This window comes from Sphingomonas sp. LR55, assembly GCF_036856015.1.
GTDB lineage: Bacteria > Pseudomonadota > Alphaproteobacteria > Sphingomonadales > Sphingomonadaceae > Sphingomonas.
Map to the genome: position 1 here is coordinate 2,315,793 of NZ_JASPFO010000001.1, position 25,425 is coordinate 2,341,217.

The 25,425-nt window shown below is 66.5% G+C and carries 13 protein-coding genes and 5 pseudogenes; 10 read left to right on the forward strand and 8 right to left on the reverse strand.

Annotated features, from left to right (window positions below; translation table 11 throughout):
- The first annotated feature begins 100 nt into the window (after nt 1–100).
- Together QP181_RS11075 and QP181_RS11080 are read left to right on the forward strand one after the other, a co-directional pair.
- Nucleotides 101–2,371, forward strand: a complete 2,271-nt coding sequence (locus QP181_RS11075) for a glycosyltransferase family 4 protein (RefSeq protein ID WP_132895417.1) — start codon at nt 101–103, stop codon at nt 2,369–2,371.
- 63 nt (nt 2,372–2,434) lie between these two features.
- Nucleotides 2,435–3,716, forward strand: a pseudogene (locus QP181_RS11080) (glycoside hydrolase family 130 protein).
- A gap of 228 nt (nt 3,717–3,944) precedes the next feature.
- On the opposite strand, the pseudogene QP181_RS11085 reads toward QP181_RS11080, so the two are convergent.
- Both QP181_RS11085 and QP181_RS11090 read right to left on the reverse strand, forming a co-directional pair.
- Nucleotides 3,945–5,917 (reverse strand): annotated as a pseudogene (locus tag QP181_RS11085) (OPT family oligopeptide transporter).
- Nucleotides 5,918–6,089: 172 nt separating this feature from the next.
- A complete protein-coding gene (locus QP181_RS11090) occupies nt 6,090–7,331 on the reverse strand; it encodes an N-acetylmuramoyl-L-alanine amidase (RefSeq protein ID WP_333928540.1) in 1,242 nt (413 codons plus the stop codon).
- Between the two features lie 550 nt (nt 7,332–7,881).
- On the opposite strand from QP181_RS11090, the pseudogene QP181_RS11095 reads away from it, so the two are divergent.
- From QP181_RS11095 to QP181_RS11115, 5 genes and pseudogenes are all read left to right on the forward strand, one after another.
- Nucleotides 7,882–10,832, forward strand: a pseudogene (locus QP181_RS11095) (Rne/Rng family ribonuclease).
- A gap of 614 nt (nt 10,833–11,446) precedes the next feature.
- A pseudogene (locus QP181_RS11100) lies at nt 11,447–12,800 on the forward strand (M48 family metalloprotease).
- Entirely contained in the window at nt 12,797–13,507 is a 711-nt protein-coding gene (locus QP181_RS11105; RefSeq protein WP_333928542.1) for a DsbA family protein, read from the forward strand. The pseudogene QP181_RS11100 and the gene QP181_RS11105 overlap by 4 nt, the downstream one beginning before the upstream one ends.
- A gap of 166 nt (nt 13,508–13,673) precedes the next feature.
- On the forward strand, nt 13,674–14,603 hold the full coding sequence (locus QP181_RS11110) for an ABC transporter ATP-binding protein (protein ID WP_333928543.1): 930 nt from the start codon (nt 13,674–13,676) through the stop codon (nt 14,601–14,603).
- Nucleotides 14,600–15,361: an ABC transporter permease gene (locus QP181_RS11115; protein WP_333928544.1), complete on the forward strand. Its 762-nt coding sequence runs from the start codon at nt 14,600–14,602 to the stop codon at nt 15,359–15,361. Before QP181_RS11110 ends, QP181_RS11115 begins: the two co-directional genes overlap by 4 nt.
- Nucleotides 15,362–15,433: 72 nt before the next feature.
- Here the strand turns inward: QP181_RS11115 and QP181_RS11120 are convergent, their stop codons facing one another.
- The 5 genes from QP181_RS11120 to QP181_RS11140 all read right to left on the reverse strand — a co-directional run bounded on the left by QP181_RS11120 (nt 15,434) and on the right by QP181_RS11140 (nt 20,856).
- Entirely contained in the window at nt 15,434–17,299 is a 1,866-nt protein-coding gene (locus tag QP181_RS11120; protein WP_333928545.1) for a CocE/NonD family hydrolase, read from the reverse strand.
- Between the two features lie 53 nt (nt 17,300–17,352).
- Nucleotides 17,353–18,084: a CPBP family intramembrane glutamic endopeptidase gene (locus QP181_RS11125; protein WP_333928546.1), complete on the reverse strand. Its 732-nt coding sequence runs from the start codon at nt 18,082–18,084 to the stop codon at nt 17,353–17,355.
- A 246-nt stretch (nt 18,085–18,330) separates the two neighbouring features.
- The gene (gene glpX, locus QP181_RS11130) at nt 18,331–19,302 is read right to left on the reverse strand and encodes a class II fructose-bisphosphatase (RefSeq protein WP_333923213.1); all 972 of its coding nucleotides are present in this window, start codon (nt 19,300–19,302) and stop codon (nt 18,331–18,333) included.
- 61 nt (nt 19,303–19,363) lie between these two features.
- Complete coding sequence (gene dapD, locus QP181_RS11135) at nt 19,364–20,182, reverse strand: 2,3,4,5-tetrahydropyridine-2,6-dicarboxylate N-succinyltransferase (protein WP_333928547.1); 819 nt, start codon at nt 20,180–20,182, stop codon at nt 19,364–19,366.
- On the reverse strand, nt 20,179–20,856 hold the full coding sequence (locus QP181_RS11140) for a pyrimidine 5'-nucleotidase (protein WP_333928548.1): 678 nt from the start codon (nt 20,854–20,856) through the stop codon (nt 20,179–20,181). Before QP181_RS11140 ends, dapD begins: the two co-directional genes overlap by 4 nt.
- Nucleotides 20,857–20,975: 119 nt before the next feature.
- Between QP181_RS11140 and QP181_RS11145 the strand changes: the two genes are divergently transcribed.
- From QP181_RS11145 to QP181_RS11155, 3 genes and pseudogenes are all read left to right on the forward strand, one after another.
- Nucleotides 20,976–22,979: a S8 family peptidase gene (locus QP181_RS11145; RefSeq protein ID WP_333928549.1), complete on the forward strand. Its 2,004-nt coding sequence runs from the start codon at nt 20,976–20,978 to the stop codon at nt 22,977–22,979.
- Nucleotides 22,897–23,295: a hypothetical protein gene (locus QP181_RS11150; protein ID WP_333928550.1), complete on the forward strand. Its 399-nt coding sequence runs from the start codon at nt 22,897–22,899 to the stop codon at nt 23,293–23,295. The genes QP181_RS11145 and QP181_RS11150 overlap by 83 nt, the downstream gene beginning before the upstream one ends.
- Nucleotides 23,296–23,391: 96 nt before the next feature.
- Nucleotides 23,392–24,388: pseudogene (locus QP181_RS11155) on the forward strand (LLM class flavin-dependent oxidoreductase).
- A gap of 150 nt (nt 24,389–24,538) precedes the next feature.
- On the opposite strand, the gene nudC reads toward QP181_RS11155, so the two are convergent.
- Nucleotides 24,539–25,420, reverse strand: a complete 882-nt coding sequence (nudC, locus tag QP181_RS11160; protein ID WP_333929618.1) for an NAD(+) diphosphatase — start codon at nt 25,418–25,420, stop codon at nt 24,539–24,541.
- Nucleotides 25,421–25,425: the final 5 nt, after the last annotated feature.

The following is a 25,425-nucleotide window of genomic DNA, read 5'->3' on the forward strand; positions in this document are numbered from 1 at the left end:
TGCACTGCAGTATGTGATGAAACTTTATGCTACCTGAACCGTTCAAATGGATGCGCGACCGGGTTTTCCCAGAAGTGCGCGCTCAAACGAGGGACAGGGTATGGTGAAACCGGCGGACGGTGGGAATATCGCGCGACTGGCGCTGATCGGTAATTTCCTGCCGAGACAGTGTGGCATCGCCACCTTCACGACCGACGTTTTTACGGCCATGCGCGCGCGCTTTCCCGAGATCGCCGTCGACGTCTACGCGATGGACGATCACCCCGGCAAATACGACTATCCGCCGGAGGTGACCGGCACGATCCCGCAGCCCGACCTGTCGGCCTATATCGACACCGCGCGGAAGATCGAGGCAAGCGGCGCGCAGGCGATCTGGGTGCAGCATGAATACGGCATCTATGGCGGCCCCGCGGGCGAGCACATCCTCGCGCTGCTCGACCGCACGACGCTGCCGGTCATCGTTACCCTCCACACGATCCTCGAAAAGCCCAACGCCGACGAGCGTCGTGTGCTCGAGGGTCTGCTTCGCCGCGCCGCGCGCGTGATCGTGATGGCCGAGCGTGGCCGGGACATCCTCCAGCGCGTCTACGGCGCCAATGCACGCCAGATCGTCATGATCCCGCACGGCGTGCCCGATCGCGCCTTGCTCGACACGGCTGCCGTGAAGGGCAAGTTCGGCTGGGATGGCCACAAGGTCATGCTGACGTTCGGCTTGCTCGCGCCCAACAAGGGGATCGAGACGGTCATCAACGCGCTACCCGCGGTGATCGCGAAGCATCCCGACCTGCTCTACGTCGTGCTCGGTGCGACGCATCCGAACCTCGTCGCGCACGAGGGTGAGAAGTATCGCGACAAGCTGAAGGCGCTCGCCGCCGACAAGGGCGTGGCGGACAACGTCGCCTTCGTCGACGCTTTCCTGGAGCATGGCGAGCTCATTGACTATCTGCAGGCGGCGGACGTCTATGTGACGCCCTACACCAACCCTGCGCAGATCACCTCGGGAACGCTCAGCTACGCGATCGGCGTCGGCAAGCCCGTGATCTCAACGCCCTACGTCCACGCGACCGAGATCCTCGCGGATGGCCACGGCGTGCTCGTCCCGTTCGGCGACGTCGACGCGTTCGCGCGCGAGATCGACACGCTGCTGTCGAGCGACCGCGATCGCCTCCGTCTCGCGGAGCGCGCCTATGCGCGGGGGCGCACGATGATCTGGCCGAAGCTCGCCGAAGCGACGATGGCGGAGATCAACGCGATCGTCGCTGCGCGCCCGTTCAGGCTGCCCAAGGTGCAGACGCATCTGAAGCAATTGTCGCCCGACTTCGCCGCAGTCGAGCGGATGAGCGATTCGACCGGTATGCTCCAGCATTCGATCTTCTCGATCCCTGATCGCCGCCACGGCTATTGCATCGACGATAATTGTCGCGCGCTGATGCTGATGAGCGCACTGCCCGATCTCGACGATGTCACGCGCGACAAGTGGATGACGATCTATGCGTCGTTCGTGCAATATGCTTGGAACCCGGACACGCGCCGCTTCCGCAACTTCATGAACTTCGATCGCACCTGGTGCGAGGATTCGGGGTCTGAGGATTCGAACGGCCGCACGCTCTGGTCGCTCGGCGTCACCGCGCGCGATGCGCAGGCTGGCAAGCACCGCGACTGGGCGACCGCGATGTTCGATTCGACCGCGACGATGGCACTCGAACTCGGCTCCTTGCGCGCGCAGTCGTTCGCAATGCTCGGCGCGGCGGCGATGCTCGAGGCCAAGCCCGGTCACCAGCTGTCGCTGTCGATCCTCGAGGCGTTCCCGAAGATCCACCTCGACCTGCTTGCGGCAGCGCGCCGCCCCGAGTGGCAGTGGTTCGAGATCGTCCTCGCCTACGACAATGCGCGGCTTCCGCAGGCACTGATCCGTGCTGGGCAGGCGCTCGACCGTCAGGACCTGATCGATTGCGGAATCGCCACGCTCGACTGGATCGTCGCCAAGCAGACCTCGCCCGAGGGCCGTTTCCGTGCAGTCGGGTCGGAGAGCTTCAACCGGCCTTATGCCGAGCCGTTGCAGTTCGATCAGCAGCCGCTCGAGGCGCAGGCCACCGTCGACGCGTGCGCCGCAGCGTTCGAGGCGACCGGCGACATGCGCTGGCACGACGAGGCGCAGCGTGCCTATGGCTGGTTCCTCGGCGCGAACGACCTCGATTTGCCGCTCGCGAGCGTGCTCGACGGTGGCTGTTTCGACGGTCTGATGCCGAGCGGGCTCAACCGAAACCAGGGCGCCGAGTCGATTTTGGCGCTCCAACTCGCCAATTGCGCGATTTCGGGGGTATCAAAGGCAGCGCAAAGCGTGGCAGGAGCGACCCGCGTCGTCGCCTAGTTCGCTAGCGACAGCCTTGCAGGCGACGGTGCGCTGAGTGGAACGACGCGGGGCACTGCTACGATGGATCTGTTCAACCACCAGCTGCGGCTGCACGCGGACCCTTCGCGTGTCGTCGTGCGGCCGTTCCACATCGCCTGGGGCGGTCATGGCGGCGCACCGAGCCGCACCGAGCGGCTCGTCGGCGAAGTGCTGGAAATGTCGCCCGCACAGGCGCGCGCAGCTCGAGGTCGTGCTGAAGGATTTCGAGGCACGCCACTGGCAGACGCGGCGCGTGTTCATGACGCGCTACGACCAGATCGAGGACATGCTCGGGCTGAACGGCGCGGAGATCGGCGACGAGAAGCGCCAGCTGATCGGCGCGTATTTCTGTCACGAATACAGCTATGCCGCCGCCGCGCTGATGAACCCGAGCGCGGTGCCGCATTTCGACCAGTCAGGCATGCCGCCGGGCTCGATGCGCATCCTGATGAGCTTGCGCGCGGTCGGCGAGGGGCACATCTCCTCCGTAGCGTTCCGCGAGGGCATCATCACCTGCGAAAACCAGATGAAGCTGGCGCCCGAACCGCCGTTCGCGACCGCGACCGACGCGGTCGGCAGCGGCGAGGACGAGATGCCCGAGGGCCCCGTGACCGTCTATCGCCACCGCGACAGCACGCTGAGCGGAACGGTGATCTTCCCGATCACGCAGGCGCAGTCGAAGGGTCTCGAGGATCTGCGTATCGTCCGGTTCCAGCACGAGAACGGCGAGTTCGAGTGGATCGGCACCTACACCGCGTATAACGGCTCGGTGATCCAGTCCGAGCTGATGCGCACCCGTGACTTCCGCGCGTTCGACCTAGTGCCGATGACCGGCCCTGCGGCGCGCAACAAGGGCATGGCGCTGTTCCCGCGGAAGGTGAACGGCCAGTACATGATGATCGGCCGGCAGGACGGCGAGAACCTGTTCCTGCTGAAGTCCGATACGCTGACCGACTGGGACGACGGCGAGAAGATCCTGACGCCGGAATATCCGTGGGAGCTGGTGCAGATCGGCAATTGCGGTCCGCCGATCGAGCTCGACGAGGGCTGGCTGCTGCTGACGCACGGCGTCGGCGCGATGCGCAAATACTCGATCGGCGCGGTGCTGCTCGACAAGGACGATCCGTCGAAAGTAATCGGGCGGACGAGCCAGCCGATCCTGGCCGCGAAGGATCAGGACCGCGAGGGGTATGTGCCCAACGTCGTCTATAGCTGCGGCGCGCTGAAGCATGGGGACACGATCTTCATGCCGTACGGGATCGCCGACAGCTCGGTGGGCTTCGCGTTCGTGCCGATCAAGGACATGCTTGCTGCGATGAAGTGAGGCTAGTGGGTTATAGCCCCCTTGCCCACACCAAGCATCACCCCGGCGAAGGCCGGGGCCCAATTGAGGGACGCAGATAACGGCGGATAGCGCTCCGTTACTCTCACCTTTCCAATTGGGCCCCGGCCTCCGCCGGGGTGGTGGAATGGGCCAAGGTCCCAACCCAATGTTGTTCTCCCGCGAGGGCGGGAGCCCAGTCTGAATCCCCGCCTTCGCGGGGAGAAAAGCTTATCGCGAAGCCGCCATCGTCCGCCGGTACATCACCCACGTCAGCACCGCGAACAACAGCGTCCCGCCAACCAGGGCCACGCTCGCGAACCCGTCGCCAACCAACGCCAACGGCGTTTCCTTGTTGGTCAGATACACGATCCCAGCAAACCCAACGCCCCACAGCGACTCCCCAACGATCATCCCGGTAGCGGTCAGCACACCCATCCGCTTCGCCAACTCAGGATCGCGAGCCCGGTCCGCCCAACGATCGTAAGCAAACCCCACGACCGCCCCGATCGTAACCGGCAACGTCACCGACATCGGCAGATACACACCGAGCCCAACCCCCAGAGGCGGCAACCGCAGCTTCCCCGCCTTGCCAAGCAACTCATCGACCGCGATCACAACCACGCCGGTAAGCGCCCCGTACCCGATCATTGCCCAGTTGAGATTCCCCCCAGCACGCCCTTCGCAAGCGCCGAGATCAACGCCGCCTGAGGCGCCGCCAGCGCATTCGGCCCCGCTCCCGGCGCCCCTGCGAACCCAAGCGTGCTCCCCAACAAATTCAGCACCGGCGGCACCACGATCGACCCGAACACCACGCCGATCAGCAAGGCGACCTGCTGCTTCCACGGCGTCGCGCCGACCAGCTGCCCGGTCTTCAGATCCTGCAGATTGTCATTCGAGATCGTCGCGATCCCGAACACGATCCCCGTCACGATCAGCCCGTAGGCAACCAGCGCCTGCGTCGTCCCCGGCTCGACCGCGCGGCCGAACCACGACACCAGCAGGATCGACGCGGCGAGGATGGCGAGGATACCGATCCCCGACACCGGCGAGTTCGACGCGCCAATCAGCCCAGCCATGTACCCGCAGACCGCCGCGATCACGAGACCGATGACGAGGATGAACACCAGGCTCCCCGCGATCAGCCCGATCGCCGACGCCTCCAGCGGCCCGCCCTGCAACACGGTCCACAGCAGGATGCCGATCGGCACCAGCATCGCCAGCGAACCGATCCCGACGATCCCGATCGGAATGTCGCGCTCTTCGAGAGCCAGCACTTCGCCGCCACGCTTGGCCGCCGACGCCGCCAGCGCTGAACGCACGCCGCCGACCACCGGCCCGGCGATCTTCAACAACGTCCAGATCGCCGCAACGCCGATCACGCCTGCACCGAAGAAGCGGACGTCAGAGCGGAACACGGTGTTGGCGATCACTTCCGCGGTCCCGGTGACGCTGCCACCCGAGGTCAGGATCGGCAGCAGGATCCACCAGCCGATCACCACGCCCGCGAACATCGCCATGCCGACCGAGATACCGACCAGATGCCCCGCGCCGAGCAACGCGAACGACAGCCCGCCCGAGATCCCGGTCGCGCCCGCGCCGACGCGGAACCACGTCGCGGCCTCCGCGGCGGCGAGCTTGGTCTGCGTCAGGATCGCGAACCCGGCCGAAACGACCGCGTTGGCGACGATGATGCCGAGCCCGCGCGCGCTTTCCTCACCGCCTTCGCGACTACCGGCGCCGACCTTCAGCACCTCGGCGGCCGCACGGCCTTCCGGGTACGGCAGCACGGTGTCGACGACGAGCGCACGGCGAAGCGGGACCGAGAACAGCACGCCGAGCACGCCACCGAACATCGTGATCGCCGCGGTGGTGAAGAACGGAAAGCCCTGCCACCAGCCGATCATCACGAGGCCGGGCAACACGAAGATGATCGCCGCGAGCGTGCCCGCGGCAGACGCGATCGTCTGGACGATGTTGTTCTCGAGGATCGTCGAATCCTTGAACAACCGCAGCACCGCCATGGATATGACCGCCGCCGGGATCGACGTCGCGAACGTCAGCCCGATCTTGAGCCCAAGATAGACGTTGGCCGCGGTGAACAGCAGCGTGATGATTCCGCCAAGCACGATCCCGCGGAAAGTGAGTTCGCGCATGCTGGTCTTGGGCCCCGTCTCGGATACGCCCCGCGTCGCGTCGGTCATCTGGTCAGCCCCAAAGGAATTTTCAGGGCTTGTGGCATGATGCGCCGTCGGAGGAAACAGTATCGACCGTAACTAGCCTGTTCTCCCGCGAAGGCGGGAGTCCAGACTGGGCTCCCGCCTTCGCGGGAGAACAAGGAAGGGCGGGCTGACCCTCCCAACCCGCAACCCGAACCTACCGCGCCGCCATCCGCCGCGCAAAATGCACCTCGACCGCCCGCGTCACACTCTCCGCGATCCGGTGCCGCCCCTCTTCGCTGTCGAGGAACGCAGCATCCTGCGGGTTCGAGATATACCCCGTCTCGAACAGGATAGACGGCATGTCCGGCGCCTTCAGGACCATCAGCGACGCCATCCGGTGGAAGTTCGCCTTCAACGGCATCAACGGCCTGGCCTCGCGCCCGAGCAACCGCGCGAAGGTGGCCGACGCGTTCATCGTCTCGCGTTGCGTCAGGTCGATCAGGATCGACGACACGTCCGCGGGCGCCTCGCCGAGGTTCACGCCGGAGATCACGTCCGCCTTGTTCTCGCGCGCCGCCAGCCGTGCAGCCTCCTTGTCCGACGCCACCTCCGACAACGTGTACGCCGTCGCCCCGGTAGCATTCTCCGAGCCGGTGCTGTCGCAGTGGATCGAGATGAACAGGTCACCCTTCAACCGCCGCGCAACCCCATACCGCTCGCGCAGAATCAGGTAGCGGTCGTCGTTCCGCGTCAGCGCCACGCGGACGCGCCCCGATGCGAGCAGCTCGTCGCGGATCGCCTTGGCGACCTTCAGCGTCACGTCCTTCTCGCGCAGCCCGTTCGGCCCGATCGCGCCCGGATCGACACCGCCATGCCCCGCATCGATCACCACCAGCGGTCGCGTATCGTCCCCCTGCACGCGCGGCAGTTTCATGCCCCGCGCCTTGGGCGGCACCGGCACCGACACCTTGTACTTCGGCCGCGACGCAGCGCCGAAATTGAACGGGAAGAAGTTCAGCGGCCCGGCGATCCCGGCTTCCGCGAACTGATCGTAATCGACCGTGCGCAACGCCAGCGTCAGCTCGCGTCCGTCGGAGTCGAACCCGCCGTCGGTGACGATCGCCGGCTCGGCCAGATCGAACACCATCCGCATCCCCGATCGCCCGCTGCGCATCTGCGTCACACCAGTCACGAGCCCGCGCGCGGCGACCTCGCGGCCCGGCGTAGCGCCCGACACGTCGACCGCGATCTGGCGCGGCCCGGTCAGCACGCGGCTGGCGGCATCGCCGACCGCCTCGTCGAAGCGGATGACGATCCGCCCGTCCCGGATCGCGACGCTCTGCACGGTGGCCGCCCAGGCGGGGACGCTCGCCAGCCAGCCGGCGAGGAGGGCGATGACCGTCAACACCTCGCGTCCATGCCGTGCGGAACTACCGCCGGTCCAGCGAAAAGCCATGCTACACCCCTTCGATCGATACATCCGATCACCGCAGCGATAGGTAAGCCCCTACGTCCCAAGAGCGCGTTGCAGGGTGCGGTTAATTTGCCGTTTGCCATGAATTAGCCGGCAAAGCTCTGCCGCCCCGGCAAGTCTGCGCTTTACTGCCCTTAATTCGAGCCGAAACGCGCCGGAAAGCCGCCAATATCGGGCTAGTTGCGAGATGGGGTATGCAGTGCTAGTCCTGTCGTACAGCCGTGTGTCGCCTGGATTTTACCAGCGACGCGCCGGTCTTCACGCCCGCCTGCGGATCCTTCGCCGGCGCGGCAATTCAGGTTGACGCTCGAATGACGCATTCCCCCCGCCCCGCACTCCGACCGGCCTTCGCCGACGGACTCGCGGTCGTGCGGGCGCCGCAGGGAGAGTTCCCGCGGCATGCACTTCGCGCAGAGGCAGTTTCGCATACCATCCGCGAGTCCGGGCGTCCGTGCCCGACCGCACCACCATCAAGCGCGCGACGGCTGCCGACAGGCCCGGCGCGCGCGGAGAATCTATAATGACAACGCGCATGCTGATCGACGCACGCCACCGGGAAGAGACCCGGATCGCAGTCGTCAAGGGTAACCGGATCGAGGAATTCGATTTCGAGAGTGCCGAACGCAAGCAGCTCAAGGGCAATATCTACCTCGCCAAGGTCACGCGGGTCGAGCCGTCGCTCCAGGCGGCGTTCATTGATTACGGCGGCAATCGCCACGGCTTCCTCGCGTTCAGCGAGATCCACCCTGATTACTACCAGATCCCCAAGGAAGATCGCGACGCGCTGCTTCGTGAGGAAGCCGAGCACGCCGCCGAGGAAGCCGCCCTGCGCGCCGACTACGATTCGGACGAAGACGAGGGTGACGACGAGGACGACATCGAGCGCTTCGAGGACGATGGCGGGGTAGATCCCGACGTCGCCGACGAGCTCGAAGGCGGCGAGTCCGGCGAAGCCCCGCGACGGAAACGCAAGCCGAGCGCCGACGATGCCGCGGTCGAGGACTTGCGCGAGCGTCGCATGAACCTGCGCCGCCGCTACAAGATCCAGGACGTGATCCATCGCCGCCAGGTGCTGCTCGTCCAGGTCGTCAAGGAGGAGCGCGGCAACAAGGGCGCGGCGCTGACCACGTACCTGTCGCTCGCCGGTCGCTACTGCGTGCTCATGCCGAACACGTCGCACGGCGGCGGCATCTCGCGGAAGATCAGCAACGCGGGCGATCGCAAGCGTCTCAAGACGATCATGGCCGACATGCAGTTGCCGCCGTCGATGGGCTGCATCGTCCGCACCGCGGGCCTCCAGCGCTCGAAGGTCGAGATCAAGCGCGACTTCGATTACCTCGCCCGCCTGTGGGACGGCATCCGCGAGGCCACGCTTAAGGCGTCGGCCCCCGCGCTCGTCTACGGCGACAGCGACCTTATCAAGCGCGCGATCCGCGACATCTACAACAAGGAAATCGAAGAGGTCATCGTCGAGGGCGAGGACGGCTATCGCCAGGCGCGCGAGTTCATGCGCCTGCTGATGCCGACGCACGCGCGGCGCATCAAGCATTACGCCGACCCCGTGCCGCTGTTCCAGCGCGCCGGCGTCGAGGATCAGCTTGCCGCGATGTACCACCCCGTCGTCCAGCTGAAGTCGGGCGGCTATCTGGTCATCAACCCGACCGAGGCGCTCGTCTCGATCGACATCAACTCGGGCCGGTCGACGCGCGAGCATTCGATCGAGCAGACCGCGACCGCGACTAACCTCGAGGCCGCCCAGGAAATCGGCCGCCAGCTCCGCCTGCGCGACATGGCCGGGCTCGTCGTCATCGACTTCATCGACATGGATAACAATTCCAACGTCCGTAAGGTCGAGAAGGCGATGAAGGAGGCGCTCAAAAACGATCGCGCGCGCATCCAGATCGGCCGCATCTCGTCGTTCGGCCTCATGGAAATGAGCCGCCAGCGCCTCCGCACCGGCGTGCTCGAAGCGTCGACCCGCGCCTGCCCGCATTGCGAGGGCACCGGTCTGGTCCGTACCGCATCGTCGTCGGGCATCTCGGCATTGCGCCTGATCGAGGACGAGGCCGCACGCGGTCGCGGTTCGCTACTCACCCTGCGCGCGAGCCAGGAAGCGGCGGTCTACATCCTCAACCGCAAGCGCGCCGACATCGCCGAGATCGAGGATCGCTACGGCGTGATCGTCGAGATCATCCCCGGCCAGGACGAGGAAGGCGCGCACATGACGGTCGAGGCCAGCGGCCCGCCGCCCGCGCACGCCCCGAAGTTCGTCCAGATCATCGAGGAGGACGAGGACGACCTTCCCGAGGAGATCGAGGACGAGATCGAGGAAGAGGAAGTCGAGGAGGCCGAAGCCGAGCAGCCGCGCCGTCGTGAGGGGGTCGTGAGCCCCGCGAGGGTAATGGCGAGCAGCGTGCACCGCGTGAAAACGGTCGCGATGCGGACGGTGAAGCCGGCAAGAAGCGCCGTCGTCGTCGTGGTCGTCGCGGTCGCGCACGTCCCGGTGAGGAAGGTGCAGCAGAGGGCGTCAACGAGGACGGTAATTTCGAGGACGCCGACACCAACGTCGAGGAGATCGACGAGGTCGAGGGCGACATCGTCGAAGTCGGCGGTGGCGAAGCGGTCGAGGCCGGCGCACCCGCCGAGCAGACCAATGGCGCAGAGGGCGAAGGCCGTCGTCGTCGCGGTCGTCGGGGACGTCGCGGTGGTCGCCGCAACGAGCAGGGCGCCGAGAACGGCCAGTCGGTCGCCGTCAGCAGCGTCGACGACGCCCAGTTGATCGCCGAGGCGCCCGAGCCGGAAGCGTACGAGCCGGTCGAGTCGACCTATGCCGAGCCGCCTTACGAACCGGCGTTCGAGCCCGCCGTCGAGGAAGCCCCGGTCGCGGAAGTCGCCGAGGGTACGAAGATGCGCCGTCGTCCACGCGCCCGTGCAGCAGCCGCAGCGGCGAACATCGCCGAGGCGGTGGCGGACGCAGCACCCAAGGCACGCCGTGGTCGCAAGCCCCGCGCGGTCGAGGCGGACGCCGAGACGGTCGCACCGGAGCCAGTGGTTCCGGCACCGATAGCGGAGCCCGTCGCGGCCGAGCCGGCCGCACCGAAGCCCGGTCGTCGCCGTCGCGAAGCGGTTGCGGAAGCGACGATGGACGAGGTGAGCGCAACGCCCGCCGAGACCATCGAAGCGTCGGCGCCCAAGCCCAAGCGTGCGCGCCGTAAGGCGTCTGATGCAGTGGTGGAAGCGCCAGTCGTCGAGGAAGCGCCTGCGAAGGTCGCCAAGCCCCGCGGTCGTCCACGCAAGGCAGCCGTGGTCGATGCCGGCGATGCCGCCCCGACCAGCGAGCCCCTCGCCGAGCCGATCGCAACCACCCCGCCCAAGGCCGAAGTCCAGCCCCAGGACGTCGCGACCCCCCGTACCGATGACGGCGCCAACGACGACCCCGACGGCGCCCCCCGCCGCGGCTGGTGGCAGCGCACCTTCGGCTAACCCCGAACGCTGAGACCAAAGAACGGGCGCGACCGAAAGGCCGCGCCCGTTTTCGTTTGTGGGGAGGCCCAGAAGCTACCGGTGAGACGCTCCGTCCGACAAATGTATGTTTCCCCGCGAAGGCGGGGACCCAGACTGGGCACCCGCCTTCGCGGGTGAACACGACACGGGGGCAGTGCGAGGTTTGAGTTCCAGCGCCGTAGTGACGCACGCCGAACTCCCCCACCCACCACCACCCCGGCGAAGGCCGGGGCCCAATTGGAAAGGTGGCAATAACGAAGCGCCGCCCTCAGTTAGCCCGGTCCCCCAATTGGACCCCGGCCTCCGCCGGGGAGGTGGCCCATGGAGCAGGCCGATGCGTGCTTCTTCGTAATCAAGTGCGTGCTGCCAGTTGCTCACGCCAAAAATCTCGGCCCCTCCCCGACACGTCAACCAAACCCCGTCACCCCAGCGAAAGCTGGGGTATCCCGCGTGGCTCGCGACGCCCGCCAAACGGAGAGATCCCAGCTTTCGCTGGGATGACGGTGATCGGGGTAAGCGGCGCCGACTCTTGACTAACTTCACTCCACCGCACGACCATTGCCCCCCGCCCCCAATCGACGATACCCCGTAATATGAAGCGCCTAGTAGCCGCCGCAGCCACCGCCCTCCTCCTCTGGACGACGCCCCTCCAGGCCCAGTCGATCCTCCGCGACGCCGAGACCGAAACCATGTTCGCGGAGATGTCGAACCCGCTGATCAAGGCGGCCGGGCTCTCCACCCGCGACGTGAAGGTCGTGCTCATCAACGACGAGTCGATCAACGCGTTCGTCGCCGGCGGCCAGACCGTCTACGTCCACTCGGGCCTCATCCAGGCCGCCGACAACGCCAACGAAGTCCAGGGCGTCATCGCGCACGAGCTCGGCCACATCGCCGACGGCCACGTCGTCCTCGCCGATCGCGGCACCAAGCCGGCAATGGGCATGTACCTGCTCTCGATGGTCCTCGGCCTCGCCGCGATGGCGGCCGGCAGCGGCGAAGCAGGCGCCGGCATCATGGCGGCAGGTCAGCAGGCGGCGATGGGCAGCTACCTCTCGTTCAGCCGAGTCCAGGAATCGACCGCAGACGCGACCGGCGCGAAGTTCCTCCGCGAGGCGAACGTCTCCGGCCGCGGCATGCTCAGCTTCTTCAAGAAACTGCAGCAGCAGGAATACCGCTTCGGCACCGCCAACATCGACCCGTTCATGCAGTCGCATCCGCTCTCCGGCGAGCGCGTCGCGACGCTCACCGCCGACCTGCAAGCCTCGCCCGCCTGGGCCAACAAACCCGACGCCGCGCTGGAAGAACGCTTCCGCCGCGTGAAGGCCAAGCTCGCCGGCTACGTCATGCCCGCCGACCAGACGCTGCAAGCCTACCCGCCCAGCAACCAGTCGATCTATGCCCACTACGCCCGCGCCTACGCGTATCACAAAGCCGGCTACCCCGAGAAAGCCGACGCCGAAGCCAACGCGCTGGTGAAGGCCGAACCCACCGACCCCTATTTCCTCGAGATCAAGGGTCAGATTTTGCTCGAAGCGGGCAAGCCGATCGAGTCGCTGGCTCCCTTACGCGAGGCCACGGAGGGTTCGCGTAACAACCCACTGATCGCCACCACCTTCGGCCACGCGCTGATCGCGACCGAGAACAAGGCGAACTACCCCGAGGCGACCAGGGTCCTGCGCACCGCGGTCGGCCGCGACGACCAGAACCCGTTCGCCTGGATGCAGCTCGGCACCGTCTACGAACTTACCGGCGATACCGCGCGCCGCACTCGCCACCGCCGAACGCGCCAGCATGGGCGGCGACATGCGGACCGCGTCGGCGAGCGCGCAGTATGCGCTGGCGAACATCCCGGCGAACACCACCGACTGGATCCGCGCGCAGGATATCGCGATGGCCGCGCAGAACGAGATGGACGACAATCCCAAGCAGTATAAGCGCCGCAAATGAGCAAACTTACATTTCCGGCGATCGCGGTCGCGGGCGCCATCATCGGAGGCCTCGCGGTCTGGGGTTTCGACCGCCAGGGCGACGGCGTGGAGCGCGCGCAGGTCGAATCCATCGTCCACGACTATGTGCTGGCGCACCCCGAGATCCTCCCCGAGGCGATGGAGAAACTGCGCGACCGCGAGTCCGGCAAGACCGTCACCGCGAACCGCGACGCGATCGTCACGCCGTTCGGCAGCGCCTGGGCCGGCAACCCCAAGGGCGACGTTACGCTGGTCGAGTATTTCGACTATAATTGCGGATACTGCCGCGCGAGCCTGCCGATGATCGCCAAGCTGATCGCCGCCGACCCGAAAGTCCGCGTCGTCTTCCGCGAACTCCCGATCCTCAGCGCCGAAAGCCGCATCGCCGCCCGCGCCAGCCTCGCCGCCGCGCAACAAGGCAAATTCGCCACCTTCCACGACGCGCTCTACGCCGCCGGCCCAGTCAGCGACGCCTCGATCGCCGCTGCTGCGAGCAAGGCCGGGGTAGACACGACGCAGGCGAGCTTCACGAAGACCGCCGACGCGGAAATCGCCAAGAACATGGAAACAGCCGCCAAACTCGGCATGACCGGCACGCCTAGCTGGGTGGTCGGCGACCGCGTGTTGTCGGGTGCTCTGCCGCTAGAGGACCTCCAGAAAGCGGTAGCGGCAGCGAGAGCCGGCTAATCCCACCCACTCCCGTCATCCTGACGAAAGTCAGGATCGAGAGCCACAATCAGAACGCGTATGGCTCTGGATCCTGGGTCGAGCCCAGGATGACGTGATTTGGGTAACCGTCCCCTATCAATAGGCACGTCCCACCCCCATCTGACACCCACGAAAAGGGGTGCCAATGACCGAACCGATCCTGTCCATCGCGGGCGTCACCAAGACCTACAAGAGCGGCACCACCGCCCTCCACCCCGTCAACCTGGAAATCCAGAAAGGCGAGATCTTCGCGCTCCTCGGCCCGAACGGCGCGGGCAAGACGACGCTCATCAGCATCATCTGCGGCATCGTCACGCCGTCCGCCGGCACGATCAAGGTCGCGGGCTACGACGCGATCCGCGACTATAAGCAGGCGCGCAGCCGCATCGGCCTCGTGCCCCAGGAACTCAACGTCGACATGTTCGAGACGGTGCTCGCCACCGTTACCTTCAGCCGGCGCCTGTTCGGCCGCTCAGGCCACAGCGCGTACATCGAACAGGTGCTCCGCGACCTCTCGCTCTGGGACAAGCGCGACGCGAAGATCCGCGAACTTTCCGGCGGCATGAAGCGCCGCGTGCTGATCGCGAAAGCCCTCGCGCACGAACCCGAAATCCTGTTCCTCGACGAACCCACCGCGGGCGTCGACGTGGCACTGCGCCGCGACATGTGGAAGCTCGTCCACCGCCTGCGCGAAGGCGGCACGACGATCATCCTGACGACGCATTACATCGAGGAGGCCGAGGAAATGGCCGACCGCGTCGGCGTCATCAACAAGGGCAAGCTGCTGCTGGTCGACGACAAGGCGTCTTTGATGAAGAAGCTCGGCAAACGCGAACTCGACATCGCGCTTCAAGACCCGATGACGGCGCTTCCCCCGGAGCTCGCCGAATGGGATCTGTCGCTGGAAGACGACGGCAAGCGCCTGCGCTACGTGTTCGACGCGCAGGCCGACCACACCGGCATCCCGTCATTGCTGCGCAAACTCAGCGAACTCGGCATCGGCTTCAAGGACCTCGAAACCAGCAAATCGAGCCTCGAAGACATCTTCGTCGATCTCGTCGGAGAACGCGCATGAATACCCACGGCATTTGGGCGATCTACCGCTTCGAAATGGCTCGCGCGCTGCGCACCTTGTGGCAGAGCCTCGTCACCCCCGTCCTCACCACCTCGCTGTATTTCATCGTCTTCGGCGGCGCGATCGGCAGTCGGATGCAGCAGGTCGGCGGCGTCGGCTATGGCAGCTTCATCGTCCCCGGCCTGATCATGCTGTCGCTGCTCACGCAGAGCATCTCGAACGCGTCGATTGGCATCTACTTCCCCAAATTCACCGGCACGATCTACGAGCTGTTGTCGGCCCCCGTCTCGGCGATGGAGATGGTGATCGGCTATGTCGGCGCGGCGACCACCAAGTCGGTGATCCTCGGGCTGATCATCCTCGCCACCGCGTCGTTCTTCGTGCCGCTGCGGATCGAACACCCGTTCGCGATGATCGCGTTCCTGATCCTGACCGCGGTGGCGTTCAGCCTCTTCGGGTTCATCATCGGCGTCTGGGCCAACGGCTTCGAGCAGTTGAACTTCGTCCCCGCGCTGCTGATCACGCCGCTGACGTTCCTGGGCGGCGCATTCTACTCGATCGACATGCTGCCCCAGCCCTGGCGCACGTTCAGCCTGTTCAACCCGGTCGTCTACCTGGTCAGCGGCTTCCGCTGGAGCTTCTTCGAGGTCGGCGACGTCGCGGTGGGGGTGAGCCTCGCGGTGACGGCCGGCTTCCTCGCCGTGTGCCTGATTGCGATCGCCTGGATCTTCAAGACCGGCTGGCGAATGAAGAACTGACGGCTGAACCGTGTTTCCCCGCGAAGGCGGGGACCCAGTCTGGGCTCCCGCCTTCGCGGGAGAACAAGCTTGTTACCGCATAACCGGCAACGTAATCCGCGAGCCCGCGCAGACCTTCTGCGTCGCCTTCACGTAATCCCCCACCCTCGCCCGCCCGATGTTCGGCACGAACGACTGCGGGTTGCGGTCGATCATCGGGAACCAGCTCGACTGGATTTGCACCATGATCCGGTGCCCCGCCTTGAATACATGGTCGTGGTCCCGCAGCGGCACGTCCCACGCGACGACCTTCCCCGGTACCAGCGGCTGCGGCGCCGTATCGCTCGCCAGGAACCGCCCGCGCCGCACCTCCATCGCAATCGGCAACTGATACCCATTGAGCGTCCGGGCATAGTCGCCCGGCTGAAGGCTACGGCCCGTCATCGACTCGGTGTCGTCGGGCAGCACATCGATCAGCTTCACCACGAAATCGCTGTCCGTCCCGCTCGTCGACGCCTGCAACGTCGCCGACAGCGCCCCCGTCACGGTCAGGTCGGCAGTCAGAGGCTCCGACACATACCCCAGCACATCGGGCCGGTGATCGACGAAACGTTGGTCGTCCGCCTCCCACCACGCCCAGTCCGGGCTCGCATAGGTCGCCGACATCGGTCGCCGGCGGAACGGCACCGGGTTCGCCGGATCGGACACGTAGTCACGACACCCCTCGCCCGCGGCCGGCGCGGTGAACGACAGGCTGCCGTCCGTGTGCAGGTACAGGTTCGTCGCCTTCGCGCCCGTCGGAGGCCAAGCCGCATAGGTCTTCCAGACGTTCGAACCCGACTGGAACATCTTCGCCGCGAAGTCCGGCCGCGGACCCTTGCCGTGCAGCCAATAGGCGAAGAACGGCGCCTGAATCTGTTCCTGGAACTGCGTACCGCTCGCCGTGCCAAGCGGGATCGGGCCGAGGTGATCGGCCGTGCCCTGCCACCCGCCATGCCGCCACGGCCCCGCCACCATCTGCGCCAGATGATCCGGGTCGTTGCGCTTCTGACGCGCGTAGATCTGCCACGAGCCCCACGGATCCTCCTGGTCCCAGAACCCGGCGACGTTCAGCGTCGGCACGGTCGTCTTGCCGAGCAAATCGGTCCAGCGCTGCGCGGTGTAGAAACCGTCGTGATTGGGATGATCGAGCAGCGCCGTGAACATCGGCACCCGCCCCTTGAAGACGTTGCGGTCGATCGCCTCCGCCGAGCCCGCCTTGAGGAAATAGTCGTACGTGTCGCTCGGATACGCAAAGTCGGAATTCTTGGTCTTGTCGAGTTGCAGCGACGACACCCAGTCGGTCGCATAGCTTAGTCGCAGCGCACCGTTGCGGTGGAGGTCGTCCGACTGCCAGTAATCGATCCACGCGGCCTGCGGGGAGACGGCCTTCAGTGCCGGATGCGGGTTCGCCAGCGCCACTGCGGCGGCGAAACCGGGGTAGGACACGCCCCACATGCCGACCTTGCCGGTGTTCGCCGGGACGTTTTTCACCAGCCAACCGACGGTGTCGTAGGCGTCCGTCGCCTCGTCGACCGCTGTCGGATCGCCGGCCCCGTTGCCCTTGGCATGAACTGCGGTCGAGAGGGTGAACACCCCGTCCGACTTGAACCGCCCCCGCATCGACTGGAACACGAAGATGTAGCCGTCCTTCATCAACGGACCGAAGCGGTTCGCATTGGGAAACGGCGCGTCGGGCACACCGTACGGCGTCCGCTGGAGCAGGATCGGCAGCGGCCCGGTCATTCCGCGCGGTCGCATGATGACGGTCTGCAACCGCGCCCCGTCGCGCATCGGCACCATCACCTCTTCGAACGTGAAGGGGGACTGGGTCGCGGTTTGCGGCGCGGTCTGCGCAAGCGTGGCGGCAGGCACCGCGGCGGTGATCGCCAATGCGAGGAGCAGGGCGTGGCGCGACATGGACTTTCCCTTCATGAACCGTGCTGCGATTGGACGAACCCGCGCCCACGAAGTCAAGCCGCGCGCCACGCTCCGGTCAGCATCGGGCGCAACACCAGCGAATTGAGATCGACCAGCGCGTGCATCAGCATCGCCAGCCACAGCTCGCCGGTCATCAGATAGATTGCTGCCATCAGCGCGCCGACGAGCGTGGTCGCGATCACGCCTGCCCGCCCCTGATACAGGTGCATCGCGCCGAACACCGCGATCGCGACGCCGAACGCGACGAACGCGTTGCCGGTCACGAGCGCGATCAGCAGCGGCAGAAACAGGCGGAAGGCGAGTTCTTCGGATATGCCCGCCGCGATCGACATGGCGGCGGCGTGCATGATCTCCGGCCGGTTGCGCGGCAGGAGCGACCCGACATTGCCGATCGTCTTGAGGATGCGCCAGTTGCGCCGCGTGGCGAGGATCGCGCCGATGATCAGGCCACCCAGCGCACTGCCGCCGATCATGGCGAGCATCTCCGCACGGCTATCGCCGGCGAGGCTTGGCAGGAGTTTGCGGAGGGCGTCGAACTCAGGGGGGACAGTGACGATGGCATCGAGCCTGCCGAGCAGCGCGAGTCCGATGATGGCCGGCAGGACGAAGGCGATCGCTGCCTTGGCGATCCACAGGCGGTAGGTCCTCTGGCGCGAGGCGGTGTCTGGGAGCCGCTTGATACGGCGATAGCCGAGGAGGTCGCCTTTGAGGAACCAGACCAGGCTCATGAGGGTGGCGAGGAGGAGGGCGTTGGGAAGGATCATGTCGACACTTCGCCCATCATGCGTTCCACCGCTCGTCCGTGTTCTCCCGCGAAGGCGGGAGAACAGTCTGGGTCCCCGCCTTCGCGGGGAAACAAGGTGGTTGGGTCACCACCCCGACCCAGTACTCCACCCCGGCGGAGGCCGGGGCCCAAGTGGAACGTCCTGAGTAATGAAGCGGATCGCTCCGTCAGCGACTTTTCCCAATTCGGCCCCGGCCTTCGCCGGGGTGGTATTAGTGGCTCAGACTCAATCGGTACGATGCTCACCCTTGACCCAGCGCACCGTCCCCGAAGACGCGCGCATCACCACGCTCTCGGTGGTCATCTTGCCCTTCTTCCGCTTCACGCCCGCGAGCAGCGAGCCATCGGTAACCCCGGTCGCGGCGAAGATGCAGTCGCCCTTCGCTAGCTCGGACAGGTCGTACTGCTTGTCGAGGTCGGTAATCCCCCACTTCGCCGCACGCCCACGCTCGTCATCGTTGCGAAACAACAGGCGCCCCTTGAACTGCCCGCCGACGCACCGCAGCGCCGCGCACGCCAGCACACCCTCTGGCGCGCCGCCCGACCCCATGTACACGTCGACCGTGGTCTCCGGATCCGACGTCGCAATTACGCCGGCAACGTCGCCGTCACCGATCAGCATGATCCCGCAGCCGACTTTCCGGAGCTCGGCGATCAGCGCCTCGTGACGCGGCCTGTCGAGCACGCACACGATCAGGTCGCGCGCCGGCACGCCCTTCGCGGCGGCGACGGCGGTGATGTTCTCGGTCGGGGTCTTGTCGAGATCGATGATCCCCTCGGGATAACCTGGGCCCACCGCGATCTTGTCCATGTAGACGTCGGGCGCGTTGAGCAGCCCACCCTCCTCGGCGATCGCCAACACGGCCAGGCTGTTCGGCCCTGCAGTCGCGCAGATCGTCGTGCCTTCGAGCGGGTCGAGCGCGATGTCGATCTTGGGGCCCTTGCCGATCGCCGAGCCGACCTTTTCGCCGATGAACAGCATCGGTGCCTCGTCGCGCTCGCCCTCGCCGATCACGACGGTGCCGTCCATGTACAGCGAGTTGAGCGCCTCGCGCATCGCCTCGACCGCCGCCGCATCCGCCGCCTTCTCGTCGCCGCGCCCGACGAGCGTGGAGGCGGCGATCGCCGCCGCTTCGGTCACGCGGACCATTTCGAGGACGAGTACGCGGTCGAGAACCTGGCTGGCAGCAGCGGTCAAAGTCTATCTCCTCGGTATGTTTGGCCCCGGATAGGCAGCGCCCGCCGGGTTGTCGACCCGATCAGTCCCTCAGCAGGTCATTGATCGAGGTCTTCGAACGTGTTTGTGCGTCGACCCGTTTGACGATCACGGCGCAATACAGCGCAGGCTTGCCGTCGCCGCCGCCAATCGAGCCTGGCACGACCACCGCGTACGGCGGCACTTCGCCCTTGAACACTTCGCCGGTCTCGCGGTCGACGATCTTGGTCGATGCACCCAGATACACGCCCATCGACAGCACCGCGCCCTCGCCGACGCGGACGCCCTCGGCGACTTCCGCCCGCGCGCCGATGAAGGCGCCATCGCCGATGATGACCGGATCGGCCTGCAACGGCTCGAGCACGCCGCCGATGCCGGCGCCGCCCGACAGGTGCACGTTCTTGCCGATCTGCGCGCACGACCCGACCGTCGCCCAGGCGTCGACCATCGTACCCTCACCGACATACGCGCCGATGTTGACGAAGCTCGGCATCAGGATCGCACCCTTGGCGATAAAGCTCCCGCGTCGGGCGACAGCACCGGGTACGACGCGGATACCCGCCGCGCGGAACTCGGCATCGCCCCAGCCGGCGAACTTCGACGGCACCTTGTCGAACGCAGGCGCACCAGCCGAACCGCCATCGATCACGACGTTGTCGTTGAGCCGGAACGAGAGCAGCACCGCCTTCTTGAGCCACTGATTGACCTGCCAGCCATCCGAGGTCGGCTCGGCAACGCGCGCAGTGCCCGCATCGAGCATCGCCAGCGCGGACTCGACCGCGTCACGCACTTCGCCCCTGGTATCGAGACCGAGGTTCGCGCGATCATCCCAGGCGGCGTCGATGATAATCTGCAAGGTCATGATGTCTCCAGGATGGTTTCGAGCCACGGCGCAAGCACCGGCACGGTAAAGTCGATGTGGTCGCGCGCCGCGTCGGGCGACTGCTCGGAGCCGTTGTCGATCCACACGGTCGTCATCCCGATCGCCTTGGCCGGCGTCAGGTTGCGCGCCATGTCGTCGGCGAACAACGACTCCCACGGGTCGATATCGAACGCCGCGCAGAACCCTGCATAGGCCGACGCATGCGGCTTCGGCATCAGGTTCATCGCGTGAATGTCGTGGATTGCCTCGAAGCTCTCGCTCAGCCCGAGCCGGTCGAGGATCCGCGTCGCGTACGGCGTGTCGCCATTGGTGAAGACGAGTTTGCGCCCCGGCAGCTTGGCGATCGCGGCGACCAGCGGCGCATCATGCTCGATCACGTCCATCTCGATGTCATGGACATGCGCGAGGAACGCGTGAGGATCGACATGATGCTCGGTCATCAACCCCGACAGCGTCGTGCCGTGATTGTGGAAATACCCCTTCTGCACCCGCCGCGCTTCCTCGTGATCGAGCCCGAGCAGATCCTGGATGAACCCGGTCATCCGCGCATCGACCTGCGCGAACAGGTCCGCGCTCGCCGGGTACAGCGTGTTGTCGAGATCGAAGATCCAGTTGCGGACATGGGCAAGGCGGGGGTCAAGGCGGGCAAGCATCGCGCGAACCTCTAGGCACCGCGAACCAACCGGGCAAGCCGGCTCCGGGCAGCCCCTTGTTTATCATCGCGTAACACTTTGTATTCCATTAGCTTGTCCGGGCAACAGGGGCGGAATTCATGCGACGGATCAAGGCCGACCTGCTGCGGTCGGCGACAATGGGGACAGGTCTTCTTCTTGCCGCGTGTGGCGGTGGCGGTGGGGGCGGTATCAACAGCACACCGACGCCGCCCTCGACATCGTTGCCAACGCCCGCCCCAACGCCAACTCCCGCCCCAACCCCCACACCGACGCCTGCTCCCACGCCAACCCCGTCCAGCAACGACACCGGCGAATACCGCGCGACCGTTGGTGCGGTCTCGATGAATGCGCTTGCTGCCTATAATGTCGGCGCGACCGGCAAAGGCATCGGCGTCGGCGTGATCGACAGCGGTATCGACCTGCAAAGCCAGGAATTCGGAACCCGCGTCTCGTCCGGGTCGCAGGATGTCGCCGGCAACGCTTCGATCGACGACGAAGGGGGCCACGGCACCGCGGTCGCCTTTACGCTCGCAGGCCGCCGAAACGGTGCGGGTTCGCAGGGCGTTGCGTTCGATGCGACGCTGATCGTCCTGCGCGCCGATCGCCCCGGCACCTGCGCGACGGCGAGCAAGGACGATGAAAGCACCGGCTGTAAATTCCCGACCGATGCGATCACCCGCGGGGTCGATGCAGCGCGCGTAGCGGGGGCGAAAGTCGTCAACATCTCGCTCGGCGGATCGGAGATGCCACAAAGCCTGAAGGACGCGATCGGCCGCGCTACCGCGGCGGGTCTCGTCGTCGTGATCGCGGCGGGCAATGACGGCTCGGTCAACCCCGATCCCTTCACCAACGTCGCCGGTGACGCACAGGCGCGCAATCAGGTGATCATAGCCGGCTCGGTCGGGTCCAGCGACGGCATCTCGAGCTTCAGCGACAGGGCCGGCACCGGCGCCGCGCATTTCCTCACCGCCGTCGGCGAAAATGTCCGCGCGCCGGACCAGAACGACACCGCGTATCTATGGTCGGGCACGTCGTTCGCCGCGCCGCAGATTTCCGGCGCGGTCGCGCTGCTGGCGCAGGCATTCCCCAACCTGACAGGGGCGCAAATCGTCGACATCCTCTTCAAGAGCGCGCGCGATGTCGGCGCGCCCGGAATCGACTCCGTCTACGGCAACGGCGTGCTCGACCTGACCCGGGCTTTCCAACCGCTCGGCGCAACGTCAATGGCTGGCTCGAAGGCCCTCGTATCGACGAGCGGCAATGCAACGCTCTCCGCCGCCATGGGCGACGCGGTGCAGGGCGAACTCGGCGCGGTCATACTCGACGGCTACAGTCGAGCGTTCGCGATCGATCTGGCCAAGACGATCGCGAAACGCAGCCCCGACCGCGCGCTGGGTGGCGCGTTGCAGTCGCACCTCCGCACTGTCGCTCTGGCGCAAGGCAACATGACGGTGTCGATGACGCTGGCCCCCCGTTCGAACGGCGACGTGGCGCTCGACCGAACCTCGTTGTCGCGTGCCGACGCGACCGGCGCGCGCGATCGCGGGGATGGTGACGCAGAAGCTCGGCAGCACGCTGTCGTTCGGCTTCGGCTTCGCGCAAGGATCGGGCGCGCTGAGCGCACAGCTCTCCGGCCAGTCCGAACCGGCCTTCCTGATCGCCAATGCCGGCAGCATGGGCTTCGACAGCACCACGCGCGCCTCGAGCGCGATGCGACAGAGCTTCGGCGGGTTCGGCTTTACCGCGGGAATCGAGAATGGCGACGTCCTGACGCAACGGGGCGACGACCTGCGGCTACGCGACCGCTGGCAACGCTCCGGCTACAACCGCGCATCGTTGGCGATCGATCGACGCTTCGGCGGGCTCGCGACGATAGTCGCCGCGACTCGGATGGACGAGCGCGATACCGTCCTCGGCGCGCGCTTCGATGCGGCGCTCGGTGCAACACGGGCGGCAACGTGGTTCTTGGACACCAAGGCGCGCTTCGATGCCGGCGCCGGCTGGAGCATCGGCGGATCGATGCGCCAGGGCTGGACCCGCGCGGCCGTCCGCGGCGGTCTCAGCGGCGATGGCCTCGTCCGCACCAACGCGTTTGCCGCTGATATCGGCAAGGACGGCGTGTTCGGCCACGACAGCATCGGCCTGCGCATCGCGCAACCTCTGCGGGTGGCACGCGGCGGGATCGATCTCGGACTGCCGACCTATTTCGACTATGCCAGCGGCAGTGTGACCGACTGGACCACGCAGCGCCTCAACCTCGCCCCGCAAGGTCGCGAAGTGGATGTCGAGGCGCGGTACGGCATGCCGGTGTTCGGCGGAGGCCTCGACACCAACCTCTTCTGGCGTCGCGACCCCGGCAATTTCGCTGCGCTGCCCAATGATTATGGCATGGCGATGCGGTACAGTTTGGGGTTTTGAATACCCACGCCCCATAAATCCGTCATCCTGACGAGTCGGCAGGCGGAAGATGGGACGGGGCTGGATAAGCTACCGGTCGGTACCTATCTCTACCGCATGACACGTTATTCCCTGCTCGATCTGGTCCCCGTCATCGAAGGCGGCACCGTCTCCCAATCGCTCGCCAACGCGGCCGACCTCGCGCGGCATGCCGAGAGCGTCGGGTTCCAGCGCTACTGGGTCGCCGAGCACCACGGCATGACCGGCATCGCGTCGGCCGCGACCGCCGTCGTGATCGCGCACATCGCCGCCGCCACGAAGACCATCCGCGTAGGCTCGGGCGGCATCATGCTTCCCAACCACGCGCCGCTGACGATCGCCGAGCAGTTCGGTACGCTCGACGCGCTGTTCCCAGGCCGCATCGATCTCGGCCTCGGCCGCGCACCCGGTTCCGACCAGCGCGTCGCGCGCGATGCGCCGCACGCTCGAAACCGACGCCAACGCCTTCCCGCAGGACGTGATGGAGCTCCAGAGCTACTTCGCCAATGACGGCCAGACCGGCATCGTCGCAACCCCGGGCGCAGGCGCGGACGTCGAGATGTGGATCCTCGGCTCGAGCACGTTCGGCGCGCAACTGGCGGCCGCGCTCGGCCTACCCTACGCGTTCGCCTCGCACTTCGCGCCCGACGCGCTCGATGCCGCGCTCGCGATCTACCGCCGCGACTTCCGCCCCTCGGCACGCCTCGCCAAGCCGCACGTCATGGCCGGGTTCAACGTGTTCGCGGCGGACACGGACGCCGAGGCAGAACTGCTCGCCAGTTCGCAGCAACAGTCGTTCGTGGCGCTCCGCACCGGCAACCCCGGCAAGATGAAGCCGCCGCTCGCTGGCTACCGTGAGTCGCTCGGCGCGCAGGGCAACCAGATCCTCGACCACGTGCTGCAATGCTCGGCGGTTGGCAGCCCGGCCAAGGTGGCACGCGGGATCGCGGCATTCATCGAGCGGACCGGGGTCGACGAAGTGATGGTGACGAGCGCGATCTACGATCACGAGGCTCGGAAGCGGAGCCTGTCGATCACGGCGGATGTGATGCAGGAGTTGAAGATCGCGGCTTAGGTAGGCGCCACCGCCGTCAACACAGGCACCACCCCGGCGGAGGCCGGGGCCCAGTTGGGGGACGGTGGTAACGAACGGCAGCGTCTAGTTGCTGCGACCTCTCCAACTGGGCCCCGGCCTCCGCCGGGGTGGTGCCCGCGTGGAGACACCTCACCTACTCCCCGCCCATTCCCTCAGCAGTGTATACGCAATCGCATAAGGCGGCGGCGGCACGAACGGCCCCTCCTCCCCTCGCAGCACGGCCCGCACCATCTCGCGCGGTACCCACATCGCATCCTCGAGCTCGTTCACATCGAGCGTGATCGCATCGTCCTCCGCCTCGGCAACGCATGCCATCATGAGCGAAGACGGGAATGGCCAAGGCTGGCTCGCGACATACCGCACCTTGCCGACCCGAATGCCCGACTCCTCGAGGATCTCGCGCGCAACCGCTTCCTCGATCGATTCGGCCGGCTCGACGAAACCGGCGAGCGCGGAATACCGCCCCGGCGGCCATCCCTTGCCGCGCCCGAGCAGCGCACGCCCGTCATGCTCGGCGATCATGATCACCACCGGATCGACGCGCGGGAAATGCTCGGTCCCGCAGTTCGGGCACTTCCGCGCCCACCCCGCCCGGAACATCTCGGTCGGCGAACCGCACTTCGCGCAGAAACCATGCCGGACATGCCAGTCGATCACACTGCGCGCACCAGCGTACGTCGCTGCCTCACCGGGCGCGAGCGCGGCCAGCACCGTCATCAGCGCGGGCGACCGCATCGCCGGCGCGTTGTCGACACGCATCCCGTTCAGCAACGCCGCGAAATGCGGCCGCCCGCTCTCGTCGAGCCCTAGCAGGATCGGCTCGGCATCGTCGGGCATGTCCGCCATCGACGTCCAGGCGAGATGCCCGTCGTCAGTCGTGCCCGGCAGCAACCCGTCAAGCACCAGCAACCGCGCACGCCAGTCGCGCTGCGCCGCCGCCAGCCCTTCCGGATCGTGGCGCAATGCATCCGACCGGTCGAGCGTCCCACCGGTAAACCCAGGTGCGTCCATCACGC